Here is a 26,015-nt window from a genome sequence, read left to right as displayed (position 1 = left end):
GGTGTGATCCTTGGGCGTGATCCCTGGGCGTGATCCCTAGAGGGACGCTATGACCCTGTCCGCCAGGATGTAGACGTTCTCCTCGCCGCACCCGAACGTCAGGGTGTACGCGCCCGACACTCCCGAGCCGCCCAGCAGTACCGGCGTCTCGCCCGACCGCAGTGCTGTCGCCAGGCGCTCCGCCGTCTCGCGGTGGCCCGGGGTCATGCAGAGGGTGGTGCCGTCGGCGAAGACGTAGACGTCGAGGGTGCCCAGCGGCCCGGGGCGGACGTCGGTCAGTTCGGTGGCGGAGGCGGCCAGGTCCTCAAGGGTGGCCACCGTGCGCTCGTGGTCGTTCACGGTCGGTGAGGAGACCGGGACGAAGTCCGGGTGGGAGGGGTGACGGCGGCGGGCCGCGGCCAGTTCGGGGGAGTCCCCGGCGAACTCGTCGGCGTCGGCGGTCGGCTCGGTCACCGGCTCCAGGTGCTCCAGGCCCGCGAAATCGGCCTGGCGGGGCAGGAGCAGCTCGCTGTCGGACAGGCCCAGCAGTGTGGGCGCGTCCGAGGCGTCACGGGCCTCCTGGGCGGCCCAGAAGGCGCGCGCCTCGGCGAGCTCCCGCTCACGTTCCTCGGCCAGGGCCTCCGCCACCGCGGCGCGTATCTCATCGGCGTCGGCGGAGAGGCGGGCCGGCGGGACGAGACCGCGGGTCCGGTCAGCGTTGTTCTGGTTGCTCTGTGCCAGCTCGGTGTGCAGGGCCGCGACCTGCCGGCGCAGCACCATGAGCGTGCGCAGGACGGCGACGCCCACGGCGCCGGTGGCGGCCGTGGTGAGCAGCAAGGCGATCGGCATGGCGCTCACTGACGTACTCCCGGTTCAAAGTCGACCCCCGACTTCCTACATCAGCTTGAAGGGCGGACTATCCAGCTGTCAGTGCGTAACGTCACGAAACGGACAGGACTTTGGGCCTGGGGTTTAGTGGTGCAACGGCTCTGAGCTGCGTAAATCCCTCCGTCGAGGGAGATAGGTCACATCCTGGGGGAGATTGGATCACAAAACGGCCCAGAACCTTGGAGTTTCCCGGGTTCTGGGCCGAAGGCTCACGGTGGGTCGCGAGTTGACTACTCAGGGGTTGGTGTCGAGGGCTTCAGCTGAGGCGCTCGATGACCATCGCCATGCCCTGGCCGCCGCCGACGCACATCGTCTCCAGGCCGAACTGCTTGTCGTGGTGCTGGAGGGAGTTGATGAGCGTGGTGGTGATGCGGGCGCCGGTCATGCCGAAGGGGTGGCCGACGGCGATGGCGCCGCCGTTGACGTTCAGCTTGTCGATGTCGATGCCCAGGTCGCGGTAGGAGGGGATCACCTGGGCGGCGAACGCCTCGTTGATCTCGACCAGGTCGATGTCGTCGATGGTGAGGCCGGCGCGGCGCAGGGCCTGCTGGGACGCCTCCACCGGGCCCAGGCCCATGATCTCGGGGGACAGGCCCGAGACGCCGGTGGACACGATGCGGGCGAGCGGGGTGAGGCCGAGCTCGCGGGCCTTGGTGTCGGACATGATGACGAGCGCGGCGGCGCCGTCGTTCAGGGGGCAGCAGTTGCCGGCGGTGACCAGACCGTCGGGGCGGAAGACCGGCTTCAGGCCGCCGACGGCCTCCATGGTGACGCCGGCGCGCGGGCCGTCGTCCTTGGAGACGACCGTGCCGTCGGGGAGGGTCACCGGGGTGATCTCGCGCTCCCAGAAGCCGTTCTTGATGGCTTCCTCGGCGAGGTTCTGCGAGCGGACGCCGAACTCGTCCAGTTCCTGGCGGGTGAGGCCCTTCATCCGGGCGAGGTTCTCCGCGGTCTGGCCCATGGCGATGTACGCGTCCGGGACGAGCCCGTCCTCGCGCGGGTCGTGCCAGGTCGTGCCCTCCTGCTCCGCTACGGCGGCGGTGCGGGCCTCGGCCTCGGCGAAGAGGGGGTTGTGCGTGTCCGGGAGGCTGTCGGAGTTGCCCTTGGTGAAGCGGGAGACCGTCTCGACACCGGCCGAGATGAAGACGTCGCCCTCGCCGGCCTTGATGGCGTGCAGGGCCATGCGGGAGGTCTGCAGGGAGGAGCTGCAGTACCGGGTGATGGTGCAGCCGGGGAGGTGGTCCATGCCCATCTGTACGGCGACGATGCGGCCGAGGTTGTTGCCCTGCTCGCCGCCGGGGAGGCCGCAGCCGAGCATCAGGTCGTCGATGTCGCGCGGGTCCAGCTCGGGGACCTTGGCGAGGGCCGCCTGGATGATCGTGGTGGTGAGGTCGTCGGGGCGCAGGTCTTTCAGGGAGCCCTTGAAGGCGCGGCCGATGGGGGAGCGGGCGGTCGAGACGATCACGGCTTCGGGCATCACGGCTCCAGTTGAAAGGTGCGGCGCGTAGCGCCTCGTTGAGGGGTGGCGGTCGGGCGACGGGTGGGCATACCGGGGGGTCGGGCAGGGCTGTGAGGGAAGTTACCCGTACGTACGTATCGGGTCACGGGTGTGAGGGTGTGACCCTGGCCGCAATTTTCTAAGCGCTTGCTTTCCTCGCCCCCGCCGCCCCTACCCGTCCCGCCCCTGGGGGCTGCCGCCCCCAGACCCCCGCTTCGGCCCTGAAGGGGCCTCGTCCTCAAACGCCGGACGGGCTGAAATTGCCGGGCCCGGCGGCGACAAGTGACCCCCGCCTAAAGCACGCCCCCTGCGGGTGGGTGGGGGCTCGGGATGGTGGGGCCTCGTTCTCAAACGCCGGACGGGCTGAAATTGCCGGGGCCGGCGCCGACAGGTGACCCCCGCCTAAAGCACGCCCCCTGCGGGTGGGTGGGGGCTCGGGATGGCGGGGCCTCGTTCTCAAACGCCGGACGGGCTGAAATTGCCGGGGCCGGCGCCGACAGGTGACCCCCGCCTAAAGCACGCCCCGTAGGGGTGGGTGGGGGCTCGGGACGGTGAGGCCTCGTCCTCAAACGCCGGGCGGGCTGAAATGCCGGGCCCGGCGAAGTCCAGCGCCGCCGGCAAAATCCAGCCCCTCCGGCGTTTGAGGAGCGGGGTCTGGGGCGGAGCCCCAGAAGGATGGGACGGGTAGGGGCGGCGGGGGCGAGATCCTCCCCGGCGTTCAGGGCGACGGCGTCGCCGGTGCGCGGTCCGGCTCGGGGACGCGCCGACGGCGGCGGCGCTTCAGCAGGGCCCACGGCCCCTTCGGGCCGGTCGGCATCGCGGCCGTGACCTCCGTGCCCGCCTCCGACGCGGCCTCGGCCGCAGCGCGGGCGACCGGCAGGAAGCCCTCACGGCGGCTGACGTCGGGACGCTCCTCCTCGGCCGGCCAGAGCCCGAGGGCCGCGCAGACCGTCGGCAGCACCGCCATCGCCGCCGTGGCGTACCCCTCCGCCGAGGGGTGGTAGTTGTCGGGACCGAAGAGCTCACGCGGGTTCGCCGCGAACTCGGGCCCCAGCAGGTCGCCCAGCGACACCGTACGGCCGCCCTGTTCGACGACGCCGATCGTCTGGGCGGCCGCCAACTGGCGTGAGGCCCTTCTGGCCAGCCAGCGCAGGGGCTGCTGCACCGGCTCGATCGTGCCGAGATCGGGGCACGTGCCGACCACCACCTCCGCGCCGGCCGTGCGCAGACGCCGTACCGCCGAAGACAGGTGACGCACCGAGCGCGTCGGCGGCATGCGGTTCGTGACGTCGTTCGCGCCGACCATGATCACGCAGACGTCGGGCGCCAGGGCGGGGTCGGCGAGCACCAGGGCCACCTGGCGGTCCAGGTCGTCCGAACGGGCACCCGGCAGGGCCACGTTGCGCAGCACCACCGGCCGTTCCGCCACCGCCGCAAGCCCCGACGCCAGCAACGCCCCCGGCGTCTGCCCCGCCCGGTGCACACCCTGGCCCGCGGCCGTCGAGTCACCCAGAATCGTCAGGCGCAGCGGCGGTTCGCCCGCGGTGTCGTATGAGTGGCCGTACCCGCCTTCGGCGTTCGGTACGTGGTTGTTGGTGCCGTTGCCCACGTGGCGCCTGGCCAGCCGCACCTCGGCGAGGAGCAGACCGACGGCCGCCGCGCCGACGAGGCCGATCCCGCCTCCGCCGTACGCGGCGCCGGCCGCGATCCGCCGGGCCACCCGCGCCCTCGACATGCTCGTCATGCGTCGCCGCCACCTCCTCATAGCCGTACATCCACTGATTGCCCCGCACGGACCGTGGCCCAATCCCAACGGCGGGTGAACGACCTTCACGGGCCCGTGCAGGCCACAGGGCCTTAGGCTGGCGTAACCACTACGACCACCCCTTTTGCAGCATCCGGAGACAACGGTGCATTTCCACGACTCGATGATCAGTCTCGTCGGCAACACCCCGCTGGTGAGGCTCAACAACGTGACCAAGGGCATCCAGGCCACCGTCCTGGCCAAGGTCGAGTACTTCAACCCGGGCGGCTCGGTGAAGGACCGCATCGCGCTGCGCATGATCGAGGCGGCCGAGGAGAGCGGGGCGCTGAAGCCCGGGGGCACCATCGTCGAGCCGACCAGCGGGAACACCGGTGTCGGGCTCGCGATCGTGGCCCAGCAGAAGGGGTACAAGTGCATCTTCGTCTGCCCTGACAAGGTCAGCACCGACAAGATCAACGTGCTGCGTGCCTACGGCGCCGAGGTGGTCGTCTGCCCGACCGCCGTCGATCCCGAGCACCCGGACTCGTACTACAACGTCTCGGACCGGCTCGTGCGCGAGACGCCCGGAGCCTGGAAGCCGGACCAGTACTCCAACCCCAACAACCCCCTCTCCCACTACCACTCCACCGGCCCCGAGCTCTGGGAGCAGACGGCGGGGAAGATCACGCACTTCGTGGCGGGGGTCGGTACGGGTGGCACCATCTCCGGCACCGGGCGCTATCTGAAGGACGTCAGCGACGGCAAGGTGCAGGTCGTCGGCGCCGACCCCGAGGGCTCCGTGTACTCCGGCGGATCCGGCCGGCCGTACCTCGTCGAGGGTGTCGGTGAGGACTTCTGGCCGACCGCCTACGACCGCACCGTCGCCGACGAGATCGTCGCCGTGTCCGACAAGGACTCCTTCCAGATGACCCGGCGACTGGCCCGTGAGGAAGGGCTGCTCGTCGGTGGTTCGTGCGGCATGGCCGTCGTGGCGGCGTTGCGGGTCGCCGAGCGGCTGGGCCCGGACGACGTCGTGGTCGTGCTGCTGCCCGACAGCGGCCGTGGCTACCTCAGCAAGATCTTCAACGACGAGTGGATGGCCGACTACGGCTTCCTGGAGGACGAGGGCCCGAGCGCGCGCGTCGGTGACGTCCTCAGCGACAAGGAGCACGGCGCCATCCCGTCCCTCGTCCACATGCACCCGGACGAGACGGTCGGTCAGGCCATCGAGGTGCTGCGCGAGTACGGCGTCTCGCAGATGCCGATCGTGAAGCCCGGCGCCGGCCACCCCGATGTCATGGCGGCGGAGGTCGTCGGCTCCGTCGTCGAACGGGAACTGCTCGACGCGCTGTTCACCAAGCGGGCCTCGCTCGAGGACCCGCTGGAGAAGCACATGTCGGCGCCGCTGCCGCAGGTCGGCTCCGGTGAGCCGGTCGCGGACCTGATGTCGGTGCTGGGCGCGGCGGACGCGGCGATCGTGCTCGTCGAGGGCAAGCCGACCGGTGTGGTCAGCCGGCAGGACCTGCTGGCCTTCCTCGCCAAGGGCGGGAAGTAGCGGCGAACTTGCGGTGAACGGGCCGTGACCGCGGCGAACTTGCGGTGACCGGCGCCGCTCGGACCGTCGCGGAACTGGTACGCACGCGTCACGTCCACGCAGCACCCGCTTAACACGGGTCCGGCACATTAGTGGGTGTCGGCAGGGCGGGAGCGGCTCCCCGCCCAGCCGGCACAAAAACGGCGTCACGGACCTCCGGAGCGGCTCCCGGACCTCCACAGACGCCTAGGACGCGCAAGCCCGGCCCTGACCCGGCCCGCGTCCCTCGCGGGGACCGCCGTCGTCCCGCCCCCCGGCAACGGGGGTGCGGCGGTCCCCGCGCATAGCTTTCCGGTCCTCCGGCTCAGTGGGCGGTTGCCCAACTCCCCAGCAGCGCCAGCCTCTCCGCCGTCTCCGACCCCGGTTCCGCCGTGTAGATCACGACGGTCTGTCCCGGTGTCTCCGGGAGTGCCAGGGACTCGTACGACAGGGTCAGCAGGCCCGCGACCGGGTGCCGGAGGTGTTTCACGCCGTACAGGCATGCCTTGACCTGGTGGTCTGCCCACAGGCGGCGGAATTCCTCGCTCTTGAGGGAGAGTTCGCCGACCAGGTCGCGCAGGCCGGGGTCGTCGGGGTGGGCGCCCGCGCTCAGGCGCAGGTTGGCGACGCACTGGGTGGCCGCCGTGGCCCGGTCGACGTAGAGATCGCGGCCCTCGGGGTCGAGGAAGAGCTGGCGGACGGGGTTGCGCCGGCCGGGGGGCATGCGGCTGAAGCCGTGCACGGCGTCGCCTAGGGCGTTCCAGGCGAGGGCGCCCATGCCAGGTCCGAGGACGAACGCCGGGGAGCGCTCCATGCTGTCGAGCAGCAGCTGGACGCCGGGACGGACGCGGAGCGGTGCGATCCGGCGGCGCTCGGCCTTCTTCGGCGGGCGGGCCACCGTGATCAGATAGGCGTGCTCGGTCTCGTCCATGCGCAGCACCCGCGCGATGGAGTCCAGGACGGCGTCCGAGACGCTCGGGCCCCGGCCCTGTTCGAGTCGGATGTAGTAGTCGACGCTCACCCCGGCCAGCTGCGCCACCTCCTCGCGGCGCAGCCCGGGCACCCGGCGGCGGCCGTACGAGGGCAGCCCGACCTCTTCGGGCTGGATGCGGGCGCGGCGTGAGCGCAGGAAGTCTCCGAGTTCCCCGTCCATGGGCTCGATCGTAGGGGAGGGGCCGGATCCGAACCTGGTACTGGCAGACCCAGGAAAAGCTCATCCCTGGGTACGGCGGCCAGGGCGGCGGAGAGTCGGAGCCGAGGCCGGGGAGACGCCCCGGCGGACTTCCCCGAGGAGCACCTCAATGTCGTACGAGAACCTGGCCGGACGTACGGCCGTCGTCACCGGGGCCGCCAGTGGCATCGGCGAGGCCATCGCCGTCCGGCTGGCCGCGGAGGGGGCGAAGGTCGCGCTGCTGGCGCGGCGGGCGGAGCGGCTCGACGCCGTCGCCGAGAAGATCCGGGCCGACGGCGGGCAGGCACTGGCCGTGGTCGCCGATGTCACCGACGACGCGTCCGTCGCGACCGCCGTGGAACGGATCCATGCGGCGTACGGGACCGTCGACCTGGTGGTCAACAACGCCGGCATCGCGCTGATGAACGCGATCGAGGACGCGCCGGCCGAGGAGTCGCAGCGGATGATCGACACCAATGTCACCGGGGTCGTGCGCGTCACCAGTGCCTTCGCCAAGGACCTGACGGCCGCCGCCGCGCAGGGCCGCAGCGCGGACCTGGTGAACATCTCGTCCATCGCCGCGCATCTGACCGGCTTCCAGGGCATCGCCGTGTACGGGGCGACGAAGGCCGCGGTCACCCAGCTCTCGGCGCTGCTGCGTGGCGAGTTCGGTCCGCGGGACGTGCGGGTCACCAACATCGAGCCCGGGGTGACGGAGACCGAGATCGCCACACATGTCGAGGACGACGGAATGCGGGAGCAGCTCGCCGGGCTGGTCGAGGCGTTCGGCGCACTGGCGCCCGCGGAGCTCGCCGATGTCGTCGCTTACGTCACCAGCCGCCCCCGGCACATGAACCTGCGGCAGCTGATGGTGCTGCCGACCCGGCAGGTCTGAGCCCGGGGAGGCTCAGTCCTCCCAGCGGTCCTCGCTCTTGCCCGACTTGCGGCGCCAGCCCCGGAACAGCCCGGGGTTGGTACGCGCCGCCTGCACGACGTTCACGCCGACGATGCCGATCCAGGTGACCAGCAGACCGGAGAGGTTGGCGATGCCACCGCCGATGGCGGACAGCGGAATCGCCACGACCAGCGTGACGATGCCGAAGCCGAAGCGCTCCCCGAAGGAGTCCGTCGGTTTCGGCGAACGGCCGCCCCGGGCCGCCACCATCTGCTGCTCGGCCAGCTGCCGCCGCATCCGGCGCTCGACCGCCCCGTCGATGCGCTGGTCGACCTTCTCCATGAACGAGTCGACCAGCGCGGACTCGTACTCGTCGCCCAGCTCCCTGCGGGCCTGCAGGGTGGCGTTCAGTTCCTTCTTGAGCTCGGTGTCCCGCGCGTCCATTCCGGTCATGCGATCCACGGTAGGGAGCGGGGCGGGCGCTCGCACTGGGGTTAGCCCCCCTGTTCGGCAGGGGGCGTGCCGTCACTTCACCAGCCCGTGCTCCTTCGCGTACGCGTCAGCCACGTCCTGCGGGTCCTTCTTGTCCTTGTCCACCTGCCGGTTCAGCTCGGTGAGCTGGGCGGTGGTCAGGGTGTTGCCGAGTTCGGCGAGGGCCTTGCGGACGGTGGAGTCGGCCTTGCGGTCGGCGATGAGGGGGACGACGTGCTGGCCGGGGATGAGGTTCTTGGGGTCGGTCAGCACCACCCAGTCGTTGGCCTGGATGTCGGTGTCGGTGGTGAAGAGGTTCGCCACGTCCACGTCGCCCTTCTTCAGGGCGCCCTTGACCAGCGGCCCGGAGGAGTCGAGGGACTTGAACTCCTTGAACTCGACCCCGTAGACCTCCTTCAGGCCCACGACCCCGACCTCCCGCTTCTTCACCTCGGGCGCCGCTCCGATGACCAGCTTGCCGTTCTGCTTCCTCAGGTCGGCGAGGGACGTCAGGCCGTACTTCCGGGCCGTCTCACGGGTGACGACGAAGGCGTCCGAGTCCTCGGCCATGCCGTACGGCAGCACCTGGAGGCCGCTGGGGAGGGCGATCGTCAACGCGTTCTGCATCTCGCCCTCCTCGGTCGCCGTCGCCTTGGGGGCGACGTAGTGCAGCAGGGCGCCCTGGTACTCGGGGAGCAGGTCGATGTCGCCGCCCTTGAGGGCGGGGATGAGGATCTCGCGGGTGCCGAGGTTGGGGCGGACCGTCACCTTCACGCCGGCCTCCTGCAGCACGGCCGCGTACAGGTACCCGAGCACCTGGTTCTCGGTGAAGTTGGCGGTGCCGATGGTGATGCCGTCCTTGCTGGAGCCGCCGCCGGAGCCTGCGCTGCCCTGGCCTTCCAGGGAGGTGATGCCGCCGGAGCAGGCGGCGAGGGCGGGGACGGAGGCCGCTGCGAAGAGGCCGCCGAGGAGAGTGCGTCGGTTCATCGAGGGGTCCTAAGCGGTGCGGTGGCGGAAGAGGAAGCGCTGGAGGGCGGACAGGGCCAGGTCGAGGGCCACGGCGACCACGGCGACCAGCACCGCGCCGCCGAGCACCTGTACGAGGTCGCGCTGGGCGAGGCCGTCGAAGACGTAGCGGCCCAGGCCGCCGAAGGAGACGTACGCGGCGATGGTCGCCGTGGCCACGACCTGGATCAGTGCCAGGCGCAGGCCCGTCATGATCAGGGGGAGCGCGAGCGGGAGTTCCACCTGGAGGAGGACCTGGTGGCCACGCATCCCTTGCCCGCGCGCCGCGTCCTTCACGTCCGGGTCGACGGCCGTCATCCCCGCGTAGGTGTTGGTGACGATCGCCGGGACCGCGAGGGCGACCAGGGCGACGTAGACCGGGAGCATGGACAGCCCGCCGGCCAGGAAGACCAGTACGACGAGGCCGACGGTCGGCAGGGCGCGGCCGAAGGACGCGAGGTTGATCGCGAGGAAGGCGCCCTTGCCGGTGTGGCCGATCAGCAGGCCCAGGGGGAGGCCGATCGCGGTCGCGATGAGGGTGGCGAGGAGGGAGTACTGGAGGTGCTCGGCCAGGCGGTGCGCGATGCCGTCCGGGCCGGCCCACTGCTCGCCGCCGACCAGCCACGCGCCGAGGTTCTTGAAGAGTTCGTACATGTCAGGCTCGCCGCCTCCGCCACGGGGTCAGGACGTACTGCAGGGCGACCAGGGCCGCGTCCGCGACCACGGCGAGCAGGAGGGTGAGGACCACTCCGACGATCACCGGGGTCGGGAAGTTGCGCTGGAAGCCGTCGGTGAAGAGCTGGCCGAGGCCGCCGTCGCCGATGTAGGTCGCGACCGAGACCAGGGAGATGGACATGACGGTCGCGATCCGGACGCCGGCCATGATCACGGGGAGCGCGAGCGGGAACTCGACGGTGAGCAGCGTGCGCAGGGGGCGGGTGCCCATCGCCTTCGCGGCCTCCTTCGCCTTCACGGGGACCGAGTCCAGGCCCTCGACCGTGTTCCGGAGCAGGACGACCAGGGTGTAGATCGTCAGGCCGATGACCGTGGTGGTGCGGGTGAGGCCGGAGACCGGGAGCAGGAGTACGAAGACCGCGATCGACGGGATCGTGAACAGGACGTTCGAGACGCCGAGCAGGAAACCGCGCAGCGGGCGGACCCGGTGGGCGATCACCGCGAGGGGGAGGGAGATCAGGACACCCAGGAAGACGGCGGTGAGCGCGGCCTGGAGGTGGGAGATCGTCAGGGTGGTGAGGTCGTCGGTGTGGTCGCCGATCCACGACCAGTCGATCGTCATGCCGCCACCCGCGCCTCGGTGTGCGCCTGGCCCGCGTGCCGGTGGATGTCGTCGCGGGAGGAGACGCCGGTGAGGACGCCGTCCGCGTCGACGCGGGCGATCAGGCCGGTGGGGGAGGCGATGGACTCGTTGAGCGCCGAGAGGAGCGAGTCGTCGTCCTTCAGCGGTCGTACGGGGATCTCGGTGTCCTTCGACGCCCAGTGCAGCGGTTTGTCCGCCGCGTCGAGCACGAGGCTCCAGTCGCCGCCCTCCGGCGCCGGGCCCTTGGGGACGTCCGCCAGGGTCCGTAGCGACAGCAGCTTCAGGCCGCGCTCGGCGCCGAGGAAGTCGGCCACGAAGTCGTCGGCCGGGCGGGCGAGGAGTTCGGTGGGGGAGGCGCACTGGACGAGGTGGCCGCCGGTGCGGAAGATCGCGATCTGGTCGCCGAGCCGTACGGCCTCGTCGACGTCGTGGGTGACGAAGACGATGGTCTTGTTCAACTCCTTCTGCAGGCGCAGGAGTTCGTCCTGGAGCTGGGTGCGCACGACGGGGTCGACCGCGCCGAACGGCTCGTCCATCAGCAGCACGGGCGGGTCGGCGGCGAGCGCGCGGGCGACGCCGACGCGCTGCTGCTGGCCGCCGGAGAGCTGGTGCGGGTAACGCTTGCCGGCGTCGGCCGCGAGACCGACGGTCTCCAGCAGCTCCGCCGCGCGGGCGCGGGCCCTGCGGCGGCTCCAGCCGAGCAGCAGCGGCACGGTGGCGATGTTGTCGAGCACCGTGCGGTGCGGGAACAAGCCCGACTGCTGGATGACGTACCCGATGGAGCGGCGCAGGTCGGCGGCGTCCTGGCGGGTGACGTCCTTGCCGCCGACGCGGATGGTGCCGGAGGTCGGCTCCACCATCCGGTTGATCATCCGCAGGGTGGTGGTCTTGCCGCAACCGGAGGAGCCGACCAGGACGGTCACGCCGCCCTCCGGCACCTCCAGGGAGAGATCATGGACTGCTGTCGTGCCGTTGGGGAAGCGCTTGTGGACCGCGTCGAACTGGATCATGAGATGTCCCTTGCCCGGCTGTATAACGTCATGCAGAGTTGTTGGTGCCTGAATAGGTTGTCAACGGGTTGGTGTAAATCCGAAGTAACGGATGACTGAAGTGCAAGATCGGGTGTCCGGATTGAGGGGTGTTTGGGCTTGATGTCGTCTCGGATCGTGGACGTACCGGGTGTGATGGCTTCCGGGCACACCGGGCTGGTCGTCCTCGACGGGATCGGGCTCGGCGTCGAGGACGTCGCACGTCTCGCCGACGGGACCGCGCGGCCGGTGCCCGCGACCGACGCGATGAAGCGCGCGGAGGAGTCCTGGGACGCGGCCCGCCTCATCGCCGCGACCGGCCGCGTCTACGGCCGCTCCACCGGCGTGGGCGCCAACCGGAACGAGGACGTGCCCACCGAGGCCGCCGCCGAACACGGCCTGCGCCTGCTGCGCAGCCACGCCGGCGCCATCGGCGAGGAGCTGCCCGCCCGGCAGGTGCGGGCCATGCTCGCCGTGCGCGCCAACCAGCTGCTGGCGGGCGGCGCGGGCCTGCGCCCCACCGTCATCACCGCGATGTGCGAGGCGCTGGAGAACGGGACCCACCCGGTGGTGAACGAGTTCGGCTCGGTCGGCACCGGCGACCTCGCGGCCCTCGCGCAGGCCGGCCTCGCGCTGGCCGGCGAGCACCCGTGGCGCGGCTCCGGCGCCCCCGAACCGCAGCCGCTCGACAACAACGACGCCCTCGCGTTCATCAGCAGCAACGCCCTCACCCTCGGCCAGGCCGCCCTCGCCCTGCACGAACTGCGCGGCCTGGTCGCCGCCACCCAGGTCGTCGCCGCCCTGTCGCTGTTCGCCGTGGACGGCTCCCACGAGGCGTACGCCGCCCCCGTGCACGCCGCCCGCCCGCACCGGGGCAGCGCCGAGGTCGCCCGCCGGATGCGGGAGTTGATCGGTGCCGAGGACCGGCCGACCCCGCCGCTCGGCCGGATCCAGGACCCGTACGGCTTCCGCTGCCTGCCCCAGATCCACGGCCCCGCGCACGACGCCGCCGACGCCCTGGAGGAGGTGCTCGCCGTCGAGATCAACGCGGCCGCCGAGAACCCCCTCATCTCCCCCGAGGACATGGCCGCCTACCACCACGGCGGCTTCTACCAGGCCCAACTCGCCCTCGCCCTGGACCACTTCAGGCTGGCCCTGACCCAGGTGGCCCGCCTGTCGACGTCCCGCCTCTCCACCCTGAACGAGCCCGCCTACACCCGCCTGAAGCCCTTCCTCGCCGACCACGAGCCCGCCTCGTCCGGCGTGATGATCCTGGAGTACGCCGCCGCGGCCGCCCTCGGTGATCTACGGGCCTTCTCCGCCCCCGCCTCGCTCGGCCACGCTGTACTCTCCCGGGGCGTGGAGGAGCAGGCCAGCTTCGCCTCGCTCGCCGCGCGGCAGACACTGCGCGCGTGCGGCGCGTACCGTCTCGTCGTCGGCTGCGAACTCGTCGCCGCCGTGCGGGCGTTGCGCCAGCGCGACCTCAGGCCCGACCCTGAGCTACCGGCGGGGCGGGCGATGGAGCTGGCCGAGTCGGTGCTCGACGACGACCTGGCCGACCGTCCGCTCACCGATGACGTGACGGTGGCGGCCGCACTGCTGGACCGGTTCACGGAGATCTGGAGGGGAAGCGCGGAATGAGCGCGGACAGGAACACGAACGGGACGGACAGCCCCGCCGCGCGACTTCAGGCGCTCTTCGAGGGGCACCGGCTCACCCCGACCCAGCGGCGCATCGCGCACAGCATGGTGCGGCGGGCCGCCGACGTGCCGTTCCTGTCCAGCGTGGAGCTGGCCGAACTGGCCGGGGTCAGCCAGCCGTCCGTGACCCGCTTCGCCGTCGCCCTCGGCTTCGACGGCTACCCGGCGCTGCGCAAGCACCTGCGCGAGGTCGCGCCCGCCGAGCCGGCGCCCGACGCCGGTTCGTACAACGAGTACCAGCAGGCCGTCGAGGCCGAGATCGAGAACCTCAGGCATCTGGCCGAGGTGCTCGCCGACCCGCGCCCGGTGCAGAAGGCGGGGCGCCTGCTCGCGGCCTCGCGCCCGCTGCCGGTGCTCGGCCTGCGCGCCGCCGCCTCCCAGGCGTACGGCTTCTCGTACTTCGCCGCCAAGGTCCACCCGGACGTACGGCCGCTGCACGAGGGCGGCACGATGATCCACGACCGGATCGACGCCGCCGTCCGGGCGGGCGCCACGGCCCTGCTCTGCTTCGCGCTGCCCCGGCATCCGCGCGAGGTCGTGGACACGCTGGCCTACGCCAAGGAGTCCGGGCTGGCCGTGGTGACGGTGGCCGACTCCGCCTTCGCGCCGGTCGCCAAGGTCTCCGACCTGCTGCTGCCCGCCGCCGTCGGCACCGGCCTCGCCTTCGACACGGCCTGCGCGCCGATGCTGCTGGGCCGCGTGCTGCTGGAGGCGATGTGCGACGACCTGCCGGACGCGCAGGCGCGGCTGGAGGAGTTCGACGCGCGAGCGGTGGCGCGGGGGCTGTTCGTCGAGTGACTTCCCGAGGGCCGGGCGGCCCAGCCGGTCAGAACTTCCGGGCGGCAGGTCCGGGCGGCTTCTTAAGGCTTGTCTCACGTTGAGTGGCTAGCGTGCGCTTCACAGCATCTGGACAGACGTGGACGGGAGGCCGGACGTGGTGCGCGCAGGAGGACAGGGGCTGGCTCGGGTGGCCGTCGTCGTACGGGCCGGGGCGGGGCCGTTGTGGTGGCTCGGGGTGTTCGCTGCGGGCATCGGGGTGCTGGTGCCGGGGCTGACAGGACGCCGGATCGGCGTCCTGGCCGGCGCCGCGCTGTTCATCGTGGCGGCGGCCGTGGTCGCGTACGCCCGCCGCAAGCGTTATGCCGCCCTGATCCGCTCGGCCGCCCGCGCCGGCAAACATGACGTGCTCCAGGACCGGGCGGTGGCCGTGCGCAACTGGCGCCGGGGCCACCGCTGGTGGCTGCTCCTGGTGTTCCTCGCCGCGCTGGGCAGCGCGTTCGCGGTGCCGGCGGCCGGCGGGATGCTGCTGGCGGGGTGCGGGGCGGGGCTCCGGCTCAAGGCGGCGTGGCTCGGTCGGCGGGAGCGGGCCGAGGACGCCCTGCTGTGGGTGCGGGTCGACTGGCTCGACGGCCGCGGCGGGCGCCCGGCGGGCAAGGCCGTGAAGGCCTACCGCAGTACGGGCATCGCGGCGGGCGACGCGGCCCCCGGTGGGGCCCGCCGCCGCACCGCGGAATTGGTCTAGGTCAGACCTCCAGGTCCTCCTCGATCTTCTTCAACTGGTGCCTGGCCATGGCCAGGTTGGCGCGCTTGGAGTCGAGGACCAGGTACAGGAAGAGGCCGTTGCCCCCGCGCCCGGCGATCAGCCGGATCAGGTGGTACTGGTCGGTGAGGGTGATCAGGATGTCCTCGATGCCGCCCTTGAGGCCGAGATGCTCCATCGTGCGCATCTTGGCGCGGACGACGTCGGTGTTGCCGGCGGCGGCGACATTGAGGTCGAAGCTCTTGCTGCCGCCCAGCGTGCCGAGCGCCATCCCGCTGGTGTAGTCGACGAGCGCGGCTCCGGTCGCCCCTTCGATCGAGGCGAGGCATTCCTTCAGGGTGGTCTCGGTGTTGGCCATGACGTGTGTTCCTCTCAACTCTCGGTAGTGGTACGCGCGTTGGCGGTGTTGCTGCGTGCGGAACGCGCGGTTCTCGTGCGGGTGGGCATGGGTTTGGCGGGCTCCTTGGCGGAGCTCTTGGCAGGGCTCCTCCTGGGCGGCGCGGCGTTCGCGTCGACGAGCTCGCCGATGCGGGCACCGGCGCGGCGGCCCTCCAGATGCAGCCGGCCGACGTTGACGCCGTCGGAGGCGAGCAGCGTCAGTACGGCGGTGCGGCCCGCCGCGTACGTCGCGACATAGCCGTCCGTGCCGCGTACGAGCAGTTCGCGGAAGTCGCCCCGGCCGGTCGCGTCCGTCACCCGCGTCGCGACGCCGAGCGCGGCCGCGGTGAGCGCGGCGAGGCCGTCGGGTTCGACGCCGGGGGTGTCGTGGGCGAGGACGAGGCCGTCCACGCCGGCCGCGAGTGCTCCGGTCAACTGGGGCACGCGGGCTCTGAGCCGACGGAACTCGTCGAGCAGCGGGGCCTCTGCCGCCATCAGGTTTCTCCTCTCGGCACGGGACCGCTGCGGCGGGCGAGGCACCCCGGCCGGCGCGCGGTCCTCGAAGGGTTTGCGGTCAAAGGGCCTCCAGCGCATCCCTGACCCTCTTCAGCAGCGCGACATAGGGATCGGCGGCGTCGGGTGGGTGGTCGTCGACGGGGGGCGGCTGCGAGGACACGAGCCCCGCCGCGGCCAGCCGTCTGATGTGCACCAGCGTGTGGAACGCCGGTCTGCCCAGCTCCCGCGCGATGTCCGTGGCCCTGCGCACGCCGTCCACCTGTTCCAGCACGGCGGCCTGCCGGGACGGCACCGCGGGTGCCGAGACCGGATCGGCCCGGATCAGCGGCGCGACGTCCGTCGCCGGGTCGGGCCAGATACGGCACAGCAGGGCGCGGCGGCGCAGCGTCTCGCGCTCCAGGTCGGCGACCGGCACGGGATGCACCGAGGCGAGCCAGTGCGCGGTGCCGTAGCGGAAGCGGCCGGGCGTGCTGCTGGGGGCGAGGGCGAAGTACGCCGCGTCGTACAACGCGCTCACCTGGGCCAGCTCCAGCGCGCCCGGGGTGACGCCGTGCCACAGGAGCCGCCCTTCGTCGGCGCTGTCCTCGGCGTCCTGCCAGGAAGCGGCGTCGAGGGCGCCGTGGGCCGTGAGGAGGGTGCCGAGGCTCGGCGCGAGCGGGCTCTCGGCATGCACGACCCGGCCCTCGGCGAGGTAGAGCGTGCCGTGCTCGCGGTCCAGGACGCCGGTGGCCCGCTCCTCCGCGAGCCGGGTCAGCATCGGCGAGACGCAGCCCGGGCTGCGCTCACCGGCCGCCGTCCGGTCCCGGACCGGCAGCCGGGGCGGCGGGGTGGTTCCGACCACGGTCATGCCAGCACCAGCCGTTCGGCCATCTCGCCCAGCCGGATGCGGGCCAGCGCGAGGTTGCCGTCCGCACGGGCCAGCCACAGGTACAGCACCACGCTACTGTCGAAGGTCGTCGGCACGAACCGCAGCACGTGGTAGCTGTCCCGGTTGCTGAGGATCACGTCCTCGACGGGCGGATCCGTGGCGTCGGCGCCGTCACCTGGCCCGAACGCGTGCTGCTCGGCCGCGAGCCGCGCCAGTTCCGCCGCCTCGGCCGCCGCCGCCTCATGGTCACCGCCCGGAGGATCGCCCACGGTGCCCAGGGCCAGCCCGCTGGTCCAGTCGACCAGCGCTGCGCCCCGCGCACCGGGCAACCGCATCGTCTCCAGCAAGCACTCGTCGATTCCGGGCACCGTCGCTCCCCTCCCGCCTGGGGTTCGGCTGAGTGACGGCCAAACTACGCAACGTGTGTGCGGCGAGTGAGCGTTCGGGCATTTTCCAGTGGAACATGCGCGGAGTGACTAGGGTGGGTCAACTGACCCCGTTTTCACGTCACTTGATCGTGTATGGCGTACTGCTGCCCTGTGGCCTGCGTCAACGGCGCTTCGGCGCGCGCAGGGTGGTGAGTGAGGTCGCGTGCGCCCCTCCGGATTCGGCCACGATCTCGTCGAGCGACTGCGTTTCCCGCACGGTCGCGAAGGCGACGCCCCCGGCGTCGTCCGGCACGAAACCGTAAACACCGGGCCGGGCAAGGGAGTTGTAGGCGTAGTGATGAGCGAAGTAGTACGCCCCCGTGTCCAGCGCCGCCGCGTAGTCCCCCTGCTCCAGCAGCGGCAGCGCGGACGCCTCGGCCAGCAGGTCGCCCGAGAAGCAGGCCGGCCCGGCCACGTCCTGCACCACGGCCGGACCCTCCTTCGGGCGCCCCTTGCCGTCGTACGCGGCGATCCGCAGCGGCCAGCTCCCCGGCACGTACACCGTCCGTGTCGCGACCTGCACGCCCGCGTGCGTCACCGCCACCGGACGGCCGCCCGCGCTCTTGGCGTACTCGACCCGCGCCACGATCGTCCCGTGCTTGGCCAGCAGCGACCGCCCGAACTCGGTGACCAGCCCGTACCGCCCGTCGAACAGTCCGGGCACCGCCTCGCTCAGCAGCCGCGCGTACTGCGCGTACGTCGGCGCGGTCGCGTCCGACGCGAAGTTCACCGGCAGCCCGCCGCCGATGTCGAGCGTGTCGATCTGCCGCCGGCCGATCCGCCGGTTGATCTCCTCGGCGAGCGCGTACGTCTCCGCGACCCCCTGCGTCATGAGGGACAGCGGAATGCCCTGCGAGCCGGTGTGCGCATGCAGCCGGGTCAGCCACGGCCGGTCCTGATACGCCCGTACGACCCACTCCCGCGCCCCCTCGTCGCGCAGCGCCACCCCGAACTTCGACGTCGCCGTCGCCGTGGACGTCGCCTCGATGGAACCCCCTCCGACCTGCGGATTCACCCGGATCCCGAGCGGGGAGCGGCTGGTGGCGATGGGGGCACCTCCCACGCCTTTCGGGCTGTGGGGGAGTATCAGGCCGTCGATGCGGTCCAGTTCCTGCGGGTTGTCCGCGTTGACGGCGATGCCCAGCGCCAGCGCCTCGCGCAGCTCGGCCGGGGTCTTCGCGGGCGAGTCCAGCACCGTCATCTCCGGTCGCAGCCCCGCCGCCCGCGCCAGCGCCAGCTCACCCGGGCTGGCCACCTCCGCGCCGATGCCCTCCTCGCGCAGCAGCGCCAGCACCGGCACCAGCGGGGTCGCCTTCACCGCGAAGGCGTGCAGCACGGGCGTGCCCGGCGCCGTCACCGCGTCGAACGCCGCCCGCAGCGCCGCCGCCGACTGGCGGATGCCGGTCACGTCGAGCAGCCCGACGATGGGGTCGGCGGGCCCCAGCAGGCCCTGCTCCACGGCGGCCCGCACCGCGTCGTCCCGCCGGACGACCCGGGCCGCGTCGTCTCCCGGGACCTCGAATCCGTTGTCCACAACATCCCCCGTGGTGTCGTTGTACGAGCCCATGCATCCAGCCAAACACCCGGGACGCGGCCTTGCTGGCGCACGAATGTATTGACTAGTTCTATTCAGACGGCCAGGATGTGAATATCCACCTCAACAGTTCCACCTCGACTGTTCGCAGTCACAGTCCGCTGGGAGGCAGACCATGTCAGGACCCCGCCCCGTCCGAGCGCCGCGCGGTACGGAACTGAGTGCCCTGGGATGGCAGCAGGAAGCCGCCCTGCGGATGCTGCAGAACAACCTCGACCCCGAGGTCGCCGAGCACCCCGACAAGCTCGTCGTCTACGGCGGCACCGGCAAGGCGGCCCGCGACTGGCGCTCCTTCGACGCGATGGTGCGCACCCTCAAGGGGCTGAAGCAGGACGAGACCATGCTCGTCCAGTCCGGCCGTCCCGTCGGCGTCATGCAGACCCACGAGTGGGCCCCGCGGGTCCTCATCGCCAACTCCAACCTCGTCGGCGACTGGGCCAACTGGGAGGAGTTCCGCCGCCTGGAACAGCTGGGCCTGACCATGTACGGCCAGATGACGGCCGGCTCCTGGATCTACATCGGCACCCAGGGCATCCTCCAGGGCACCTACGAGACGTTCGCCGCCGTCGCCGCGAAGAAGTTCGACGGCACCCTCGCCGGCACGATCACCCTCACCGCCGGCCTCGGCGGCATGGGCGGCGCCCAGCCGCTCGCCGTGACCATGAACGACGGCGTCGCGATCTGTATCGACGTCGACCCCCGCGCCATCGAGCGGCGCATCGAGCACCGCTACCTGGATGTGAAGGCCGACAGCCTGGAGCACGCCCTCCATCTCGCGGTCGAGGCGCGCGACGCCCGCCGCCCGCTCTCCATCGGCCTGCTGGGCAACGCCGCCGAGCTGCTGCCCCGCATGCTCGCCGAGGGCGCCCCCATCGACATCGTCACCGACCAGACCTCGGCGCACGACCCGCTGGCCTACCTCCCGGTGGGCGTCGACTTCGACGACATGGCCTCCTACGCGGCCAAGGACCCGGCCGGCTTCACCACCCGGGCCCGTGAGTCCATGGCCAGGCACGTCGAGGCCATGGTCGGCTTCATGGACGCCGGTGCCGAGGTCTTCGACTACGGCAACTCGATCCGTGGCGAGGCCCAACTCGCCGGTTATGACCGGGCGTTCGCCTTCCCGGGCTTCGTGCCCGCCTACATCCGCCCCCTGTTCTGCGAGGGCAAGGGCCCCTTCCGGTGGGCGGCGCTCTCGGGCGACCCGGCCGACATCGCCAAGACCGACAAGGCGATCCTGGACCTGTTCCCGGAGAACGAGTCCCTTGCCCGCTGGATCAAGATGGCCGGGGAGCGGGTGCACTTCCAGGGCCTGCCCGCGCGTATCTGCTGGCTCGGCTACGGGGAGCGGGACAAGGCCGGCGAGCGCTTCAACGACATGGTGGCGAGCGGGGAGCTCGCGGCACCGCTGGCCATCGGCCGCGACCACCTCGACTGCGGTTCCGTCGCCTCGCCCTACCGCGAGACCGAGGCCATGCTCGACGGGTCCGACGCGATCGCCGACTGGCCGCTGCTGAACGCCATGGTGAATGTGGCGTCGGGTGCGTCCTGGGTGTCCCTGCACCACGGTGGTGGCGTGGGGATGGGGCGGTCCATTCACGCCGGGCAGGTGACGGTGGCCGACGGTACGAAGCTCGGCGGGGAGAAGATTCGCCGGGTGCTGACGAACGACCCCGGCATGGGCGTCATCCGGCATGTCGATGCCGGGTACGACATCGCGGAGTCGGTCGCCGACGAGCGGGGTGTCCGGGTTCCTATGCGCGAAGGTGACGACGCGTGACGCAGAACGGCTGCCCACAGCCTGTACCGACTGACGAAGCGCGGCCGGTCGCGGGTGGTCCCTCCTTCCACGACATGTGGCGCGACCTCCTCCCCATCGGCCGCCACCCCGCCTCCCACGGCTACCGCCGCTTCGCCTGGACCGGCGTGGACGTCGACTGCCGGGCCTGGTTCAAGGAGCAGGCCGAAGCACGAGGGCTCGCCTACGAGGTCGACCGGAACGGGAACCAGTGGGCCTGGCTCGGGGACCCCGCTGCCGGGGACGCCGTGGTCACCGGGTCGCATCTGGACTCCGTGCCGGACGGGGGTGCCTTCGACGGCCCCCTCGGCGTCGTGTCGTCCTTCGCCGCGCTCGACGAACTGCGCGGCAGGGGCGTGGACTTCGCCAAACCGCTCGCCATCGTCAACTTCGGCGACGAAGAGGGCGCCCGGTTCGGGCTCGCCTGCGTCGGGTCGCGGCTCACCGCCGGGCAGCTCACCGTCGAGGGCGCCCACAAGCTGACCGACGGGGACGGGGTCAGCCTGCCCCGGGCGATGGAGGCCGCCGGGTACGACCCCGACGCCATCGGCGCCGACCCCGAGCGGCTCGCCCGCATCGGTGCCTTCGTCGAGCTGCATGTCGAGCAGGGCCGGGCGCTGGACCTGTCCGGTGACCGGGTCGGCATCGCCAGCGCGATCTGGCCGCACGGCCGGTGGCGGTTCGACTTCCGGGGCGAGGCCAACCACGCGGGGACCACGCGGCTGGTGGACCGGCGGGACCCGATGCTGTCGTACGCCGAGACCGTGCTGGCAGCCCGCCGGGAGGCCGAACTCGCCGGCGCCGTCGCCACCTTCGGCAAGATCGCCGTCGAGCCGAACGGCGTCAACGCCATCCCCTCCCTGGTGCGCGGCTGGCTCGACTCCCGTGCCGAGGACCAGGCCGCCCTCGACCGCGTCGTCGGCGGCATCGAGAAGGCGGCGCGGGAGTACGCGGCAGCGCACGGCATCGACCTCGACGTCGTCCGCGAGTCCTTCACGCCCGTCGTCGAGTTCGACCACGCCCTGCGCGACGAACTGGGCCGCATCCTGGGCAAGGACACCGACCTCACCGTCCCCGTCCTGGGCACCGGCGCCGGACACGACGCCGGAATCCTGTCCGGGAGCATCCCGACCGCCATGCTGTTCGTACGCAACCCCACGGGCGTCTCGCACTCCCCGGCCGAGTTCGCCGCCGAGGACGACTGCGTGGCCGGGGTCCTCGCACTCGCCGACGTACTGGAAGGGCTGGCCTGCAGGTGACATCGAAGACCTACTGGCTGGAGCACGCCTGGCTCGACACCCACGTCGAGCCGGGTGTGGCCGTGACCGTGTCCACCAGCGGCTCCGCCGCGGGGGCGGACGGTCGCATCACCGCCGTCCAAACCGAGGTCCCCACCCCGCCTCCCGGCGCCGAGATCCTCCGGGGGCTGACTCTCCCCGGCCTGGCCAACGCCCACTCGCACGCCTTCCACCGCGCCCTGCGCGGCACCGTCCAGGTCGGCTCCGGCACCTTCTGGACCTGGCGCGAGGTCATGTACAACACGGCCGACCGGCTCACCCCGGACACCTATCACGCCCTCGCCCGCGCGGTGTACGCCGAGATGGCGCTGGCGGGGATCACGGCGGTCGGCGAGTTCCACTACGTCCACCACGCGCCCGGCGGCACCCCGTACGCCGACCCCAACGCGATGGGCGAGGCCCTCGTCGCGGCCGCCGCCGAAGCCGGTATCCGCATCACCCTCCTCGACACCGTCTACCTCTCCTCCGGCTTCGGACAGCCGCCCACCACCCACCAGCTCCGCTTCTCCGACGGCGACGCCGAGGCCTGGGCCGAACGCTGTTCAGTTCTCAAGGAACAGGATCACGCGCGGATCGGAGCGGCCATCCACTCCGTACGGGCCGTGCCCGCCGACCAGTTGGAGACGGTGGCGCGGTGGGCCGAGGAGCGGCGGGCCCCGCTCCATGTGCACCTGTCCGAGCAGACCGCGGAGAACGAGGCGTGTCTGGAGGTCCACGGCTGCACCCCGACCCAGCTCCTCGCCCTGCACGGCGTCCTCGGGCCGCGCACCACCGGCGTCCACAACACCCACCTCACCGCCGAGGACATCTCCCTGATCGGCGGCAGCGGCACCGGCACCTGCATGTGCCCGACGACCGAGCGGGACCTCGCCGACGGCATCGGACCGGCCGTCGCCCTGCAGAACGAGGGCTCCCCGCTCTCCCTCGGCTCCGACAGCCACGCCGTGATCGACCTGCTCGAAGAGGCGCGCGCGATGGAGCTCAACGAGCGCCTGCGCACCCGCACGCGAGGTCACTGGACGGCGGCGGCCCTCCTGCGGGCGGCCTCGGCCGACGGCCACGCGGCCCTCGGCTGGGACGACGTGGGCTCCCTGGAGCCGGGCGCGCGCGCCGACTTCGCGACGATCGCGCTCGACTCGGTCAGGACGGCAGGGCCGCTTCCGCGGCTCGGGGCCGAGACGACCGTATTCGCCGCGTCGGCAGCAGACGTGTCGCATACGGTCGTGGGAGGTCGGCACGTCGTACGGGACGGGGTCCACACCCTCGTCCCCGATGTGCCGGGAGCCCTCGCGGACGCCGTCGAAGCCCTGCGCGGATGACGACCGCGGGCCGCCCACCCGCGCGGCCCGCACCGGCCTCCGCCCCCGAACCCGACCCCACCGCCGACCAGGCCACCAAGGACGCCATGAGCAACGCGACGACCGTCAGCCCCGCCCACTCCGCGAGCACCGCAAGCACGCTCATCACCAACATCGCCGCCCTGGTCACCAACGACCCCTCCCTCGGTGACAATTCCCCCCTCGGACTGATCCAGGACGCGGCCGTCGTCATCGAAGGCGACCGCGTCGTGTGGACCGGTGATCAAAGCAAAGCACCCGCCACTGACAATCGGGTCGACGCAGGTGGCCGGGCGGTCATCCCGGGCTTCGTCGACTCCCACTCGCACCTCGTCTTCGCGGGCGACCGCACGCAGGAGTTCAACGCCCGCATGTCCGGCCGCGGCTACACCGCCGGCGGCATCCGTACGACCGTCGCGGCCACGCGGGCGGCGAGCGACGAGGAGCTGGAGCGCAACCTCACCCGCTACCTCGCCGAGGCCCTGCGCCAGGGCACCACCACCTTCGAGACCAAGTCCGGCTACGGCCTGACGGTCCAGGACGAGGCCCGCGCCCTGCGCATCGCCGCCGCCCACACCGACGAGGTCACCTACCTCGGCGCCCACATCGTCTCCCCGGACTACGCCGAGGACCCGGCGTCGTACGTCGCCCTCGTCACCGGCGAGATGCTCGACGCCTGCGCCCCGTACGCCCGTTGGATCGACGTCTTCTGCGAGAAGGGCGCCTTCGACGGCGACCAGGCCCGCACGATCCTCACCGCGGGCAAGGCCAAGGGCCTGCACCCCCGCGTCCACGCCAACCAGCTCACCTACGGCCCCGGCGTGCAACTGGCCGTCGAACTGGACGCGGCCAGCGCCGACCACTGCACGCACCTCACGGACGCGGACGTCGACGCCCTCGCGAACGGCGACACGGTCGCCACCCTCCTCCCCGGCGCCGAGTTCTCCACCCGCGCCCAGTGGCCGAACGCCCGCCGCCTCCTCGACGCGGGCGCCACCGTCGCCCTGTCCACCGACTGCAACCCGGGCTCGTCGTTCACGTCGTCCGTCCCGTTCTGCATCGCGCTCGCGGTACGGGACATGGGCATGACCCCGGACGAGGCGCTCTGGTCCGCCACGGCGGGCGGCGCCGCGGCCCTGCGCCGCGACGACATCGGCCGCCTCACCCCGGGCGCCCGCGCGGACCTGCTCCTCCTCGACGCACCGAGCCATGTGCACCTGGCGTACCGGCCGGGGGTTCCGCTGGTCAGCGAGGTGTGGCGGCGCGGCGTACGCGAAGTCTGATCAGGCGGCCCCCGCCTTCCACCGCTGCCCCGCACCCCCGCTCACCGACTCCAACGACAGCCCGTCCCCGGCCCCACCCCACGGTGTCACCGCGGTCTCCACCGCGATGGCCGGCCGGATCACCCCGTCGCCGTCCACGACGAACTGCAGGTTCTGCCCGTTGGACCCGTGGACCGACGCGCACTCCCAGATCCCGACGCCCCGGTCCGTCGAACCCCGGCTGTCCAGGCAGAAGTCGGGATCGGCGGCCGACTGCAGCACACCGCGCGCGGAGTCGACCCGCCAGCGCTGGGTGCTCGACGAGCTGCAGGGGGCCGTGACCACGTCCGTCCCATTGAAGAAGGCGCCGCCCACGTCCAGGCACAGCCCGGAGGCGACGTTCACGACCTGGGCGTACGCGCTGCCCGGCGGGCGCGTGGGGGAGGGCGACGGCTTGGGGCGCGTCGTCCTCGTCGGCGTCGGACTCTTCGTGGGGGACGGCGACTTGGAGCTGCGCGACGGTGACGGTGAGGGCGACGGGGAGGCCGTGGTCGGCGTCGCCGACACCGTGGCCGTCACCGTCACCGCCGGTGGCACGCTCACCGGCGTGCCGACCGAGCCCACCGGATCCTGCGCGGACGATCCGCCCTGTGCCGCCAGGAACGCCACCAGCGGCAGCAGGGCCACTCCGAGCGCCGCCGACACCAGCACGATCCGGTGCCGGTCCGACGACCGGGCCCGCTCCGTCCAACTCCCCCGCGCGGACGGGCCGGCGGTCTCCGACTCTCCCGCGCTGCCCGCCGCATAGGCCGTCCCACCCCACGGCAGCAGCCCCTCCGCCAGCGCCGTGCGCGGCGCGTCCCGCAGGGCCGACAGCTCCTCGTACGCCGTCGTGCAGTGCGGGCAGTGCGCCATGTGGGCGTGCAGGTCGGCGCTGGCGCGCGGGCTGTCCGGACGTACCGACTCCTCGATGAGGCGGCCGAAGTCGGGACAGTCGGGGTCGTCGGAGGCGGCGAGGCGGGTGCGCAGACAGGCGCGGGCGAGCTGCTGTAGCGCAGGGGCGGTGCCGTACCGCACGTCCTCGCGGGTGAGGCCGAGCAGACCGGCTGTCCGTTCCCCCGGCTCCTCCTCCGCCACGCCGTACCAGATCAGGCCCTGTGTGCGGGACGACAGGGTCTGGAACGCCGTGAGCATCGGCGGGACCGGGCCGGAGGGGCCCGTCGTGTTCAGGACGAGCAGCAGGCCCGCGTCGAGTCCGGCGGCCCGCTCGTCCATGGCCCACGTCCCGGCCGTCCGGGCGGTCAGCAGCAGGAGCCGGAGCCGCCAGGGCAGGCCCGGGTCGACGCCGCGCGCCGTCTGACGGGCCGCCAGCGCGAACGCCTGGGCCGCCAGCTGCCGTGCCATGGACGCGTTCGGGGTGCACAGGCGGGCGTAGCCGAGGACGGGTGCGTGATGGCGGGCGCGCAGTTCCTGGAGCGCCGTGTACGCGGTGGCCGTGTCGGCGCGCAGCAGTTCGGTGAGCCGTGCGTCGGACGCGCCCGCGTGCACCCGTGGGCCAGAGTCCCTGCCGTCGTCGGCCCGAGCCATCCGCCTGCCTCCTTGCAGCCGTGCGACCCGTCCGGAGTCCTGACTTACCGGCGGGTATGACGGCTCATAGTGGAGGAAGGGAAGCTCTGGGGAAAGGGTTTCTGTGGGTAACTCCTGAACGCGCTGTGCCCGGTGCCCT

Annotated in this window: 24 protein-coding genes; 9 read left to right on the top strand and 15 right to left on the bottom strand. The window is 72.0% G+C overall.

The window, feature by feature from the left end:
• Positions 1–36: 36 nt before the first annotated feature.
• From EJ357_RS18605 to EJ357_RS18595, 3 genes are all read right to left on the bottom strand, one after another.
• Entirely contained in the window at positions 37–828 is a 792-nt protein-coding gene (locus tag EJ357_RS18605) for a hypothetical protein (protein ID WP_175647829.1), read from the bottom strand.
• A gap of 295 nt (positions 829–1,123) precedes the next feature.
• Positions 1,124–2,344, bottom strand: a complete 1,221-nt coding sequence (locus EJ357_RS18600) for an acetyl-CoA C-acetyltransferase (RefSeq protein ID WP_126392746.1) — start codon at positions 2,342–2,344, stop codon at positions 1,124–1,126.
• 739 nt (positions 2,345–3,083) lie between these two features.
• Positions 3,084–4,109, bottom strand: a complete 1,026-nt coding sequence (locus EJ357_RS18595; protein WP_126392745.1) for an SGNH/GDSL hydrolase family protein — start codon at positions 4,107–4,109, stop codon at positions 3,084–3,086.
• A 166-nt stretch (positions 4,110–4,275) separates the two neighbouring features.
• On the opposite strand from EJ357_RS18595, the gene EJ357_RS18590 reads away from it, so the two are divergent.
• On the top strand, positions 4,276–5,664 hold the full coding sequence (locus EJ357_RS18590; RefSeq protein ID WP_126392744.1) for a cystathionine beta-synthase: 1,389 nt from the start codon (positions 4,276–4,278) through the stop codon (positions 5,662–5,664).
• A 343-nt stretch (positions 5,665–6,007) separates the two neighbouring features.
• On the opposite strand, the gene EJ357_RS18585 is transcribed toward EJ357_RS18590, so the two are convergent.
• Positions 6,008–6,835, bottom strand: a complete 828-nt coding sequence (locus EJ357_RS18585; protein WP_126392743.1) for a helix-turn-helix transcriptional regulator — start codon at positions 6,833–6,835, stop codon at positions 6,008–6,010.
• A 148-nt stretch (positions 6,836–6,983) separates the two neighbouring features.
• Here EJ357_RS18585 and EJ357_RS18580 point away from each other — a divergent pair, with 148 nt between their 5' ends.
• Entirely contained in the window at positions 6,984–7,748 is a 765-nt protein-coding gene (locus EJ357_RS18580) for an SDR family oxidoreductase (RefSeq protein WP_126392742.1), read from the top strand.
• A 12-nt stretch (positions 7,749–7,760) separates the two neighbouring features.
• Here the strand turns inward: EJ357_RS18580 and EJ357_RS18575 are convergent, their stop codons facing one another.
• The 5 genes from EJ357_RS18575 to EJ357_RS18555 form a co-directional block, all read right to left on the bottom strand.
• Positions 7,761–8,192 (bottom strand): hypothetical protein, encoded by a 432-nt coding sequence (locus EJ357_RS18575; protein WP_175647828.1) that lies wholly within the window; start codon positions 8,190–8,192, stop codon positions 7,761–7,763.
• An 81-nt stretch (positions 8,193–8,273) separates the two neighbouring features.
• Positions 8,274–9,206 (bottom strand): ABC transporter substrate-binding protein, encoded by a 933-nt coding sequence (locus EJ357_RS18570; protein ID WP_126392740.1) that lies wholly within the window; start codon positions 9,204–9,206, stop codon positions 8,274–8,276.
• Between the two features lie 9 nt (positions 9,207–9,215).
• Positions 9,216–9,878, bottom strand: coding sequence for an ABC transporter permease (locus tag EJ357_RS18565; protein ID WP_126392739.1), 663 nt, complete (start codon positions 9,876–9,878; stop codon positions 9,216–9,218).
• A 1-nt stretch (position 9,879) separates the two neighbouring features.
• Positions 9,880–10,521, bottom strand: coding sequence for an ABC transporter permease (locus EJ357_RS18560; RefSeq protein ID WP_126392738.1), 642 nt, complete (start codon positions 10,519–10,521; stop codon positions 9,880–9,882).
• Positions 10,518–11,552, bottom strand: coding sequence for an ABC transporter ATP-binding protein (locus tag EJ357_RS18555; RefSeq protein WP_126392737.1), 1,035 nt, complete (start codon positions 11,550–11,552; stop codon positions 10,518–10,520). Before EJ357_RS18555 ends, EJ357_RS18560 begins: the two co-directional genes overlap by 4 nt.
• 141 nt (positions 11,553–11,693) lie before the next feature.
• Here EJ357_RS18555 and EJ357_RS18550 point away from each other — a divergent pair, with 141 nt between their 5' ends.
• The 3 genes from EJ357_RS18550 to EJ357_RS18540 all read left to right on the top strand — a co-directional run bounded on the left by EJ357_RS18550 (position 11,694) and on the right by EJ357_RS18540 (position 14,792).
• Entirely contained in the window at positions 11,694–13,211 is a 1,518-nt protein-coding gene (locus tag EJ357_RS18550) for an aromatic amino acid ammonia-lyase (protein ID WP_126392736.1), read from the top strand.
• Positions 13,208–14,068: a MurR/RpiR family transcriptional regulator gene (locus EJ357_RS18545; RefSeq protein WP_126392735.1), complete on the top strand. Its 861-nt coding sequence runs from the start codon at positions 13,208–13,210 to the stop codon at positions 14,066–14,068. The genes EJ357_RS18550 and EJ357_RS18545 overlap by 4 nt, the downstream gene beginning before the upstream one ends.
• Before the next feature lie 169 nt (positions 14,069–14,237).
• A complete protein-coding gene (locus EJ357_RS18540; RefSeq protein WP_175647827.1) occupies positions 14,238–14,792 on the top strand; it encodes a hypothetical protein in 555 nt (184 codons plus the stop codon).
• Between the two features lies 1 nt (position 14,793).
• Here EJ357_RS18540 and EJ357_RS18535 read toward each other — a convergent pair whose 3' ends face one another.
• The 5 genes from EJ357_RS18535 to EJ357_RS18515 form a co-directional block, all read right to left on the bottom strand.
• Complete coding sequence (locus tag EJ357_RS18535; RefSeq protein WP_126392733.1) at positions 14,794–15,168, bottom strand: roadblock/LC7 domain-containing protein; 375 nt, start codon at positions 15,166–15,168, stop codon at positions 14,794–14,796.
• Positions 15,169–15,182: 14 nt separating this feature from the next.
• The gene (locus tag EJ357_RS18530; protein ID WP_126392732.1) at positions 15,183–15,683 is read right to left on the bottom strand and encodes a roadblock/LC7 domain-containing protein; all 501 of its coding nucleotides are present in this window, start codon (positions 15,681–15,683) and stop codon (positions 15,183–15,185) included.
• Between the two features lie 79 nt (positions 15,684–15,762).
• Entirely contained in the window at positions 15,763–16,551 is a 789-nt protein-coding gene (locus tag EJ357_RS18525) for a DUF4388 domain-containing protein (RefSeq protein WP_126392731.1), read from the bottom strand.
• The gene (locus EJ357_RS18520) at positions 16,548–16,940 is read right to left on the bottom strand and encodes a hypothetical protein (RefSeq protein WP_126392730.1); all 393 of its coding nucleotides are present in this window, start codon (positions 16,938–16,940) and stop codon (positions 16,548–16,550) included. Before EJ357_RS18520 ends, EJ357_RS18525 begins: the two co-directional genes overlap by 4 nt.
• A 181-nt stretch (positions 16,941–17,121) precedes the next feature.
• Positions 17,122–18,567, bottom strand: coding sequence for a type III PLP-dependent enzyme domain-containing protein (locus tag EJ357_RS18515; protein ID WP_126392729.1), 1,446 nt, complete (start codon positions 18,565–18,567; stop codon positions 17,122–17,124).
• A 142-nt stretch (positions 18,568–18,709) separates the two neighbouring features.
• Between EJ357_RS18515 and hutU the strand changes: the two genes are divergently transcribed.
• From hutU to hutI, 4 genes are all read left to right on the top strand, one after another.
• Entirely contained in the window at positions 18,710–20,374 is a 1,665-nt protein-coding gene (gene hutU, locus EJ357_RS18510; protein ID WP_126392728.1) for a urocanate hydratase, read from the top strand.
• A gap of 74 nt (positions 20,375–20,448) precedes the next feature.
• The gene (locus EJ357_RS18505) at positions 20,449–21,651 is read left to right on the top strand and encodes an allantoate amidohydrolase (RefSeq protein ID WP_126399638.1); all 1,203 of its coding nucleotides are present in this window, start codon (positions 20,449–20,451) and stop codon (positions 21,649–21,651) included.
• On the top strand, positions 21,648–23,009 hold the full coding sequence (locus tag EJ357_RS18500; RefSeq protein WP_407698497.1) for a formimidoylglutamate deiminase: 1,362 nt from the start codon (positions 21,648–21,650) through the stop codon (positions 23,007–23,009). Before EJ357_RS18505 ends, EJ357_RS18500 begins: the two co-directional genes overlap by 4 nt.
• Entirely contained in the window at positions 23,006–24,310 is a 1,305-nt protein-coding gene (hutI, locus tag EJ357_RS18495) for an imidazolonepropionase (protein ID WP_126392727.1), read from the top strand. Before EJ357_RS18500 ends, hutI begins: the two co-directional genes overlap by 4 nt.
• On the opposite strand, the gene EJ357_RS18490 is transcribed toward hutI, so the two are convergent.
• Positions 24,311–25,876 (bottom strand): RICIN domain-containing protein, encoded by a 1,566-nt coding sequence (locus EJ357_RS18490; protein WP_126392726.1) that lies wholly within the window; start codon positions 25,874–25,876, stop codon positions 24,311–24,313.
• Positions 25,877–26,015 lie beyond the last annotated feature (139 nt).

It is taken from the genome of Streptomyces cyaneochromogenes, from assembly GCF_003963535.1.
Classification (GTDB): Bacteria; Actinomycetota; Actinomycetes; order Streptomycetales; family Streptomycetaceae; genus Streptomyces; species Streptomyces shaanxiensis.
The sequence above is the reverse complement of the archived record's forward strand: the minus strand, read 5'-3'. Positions and strand labels throughout refer to the sequence as shown.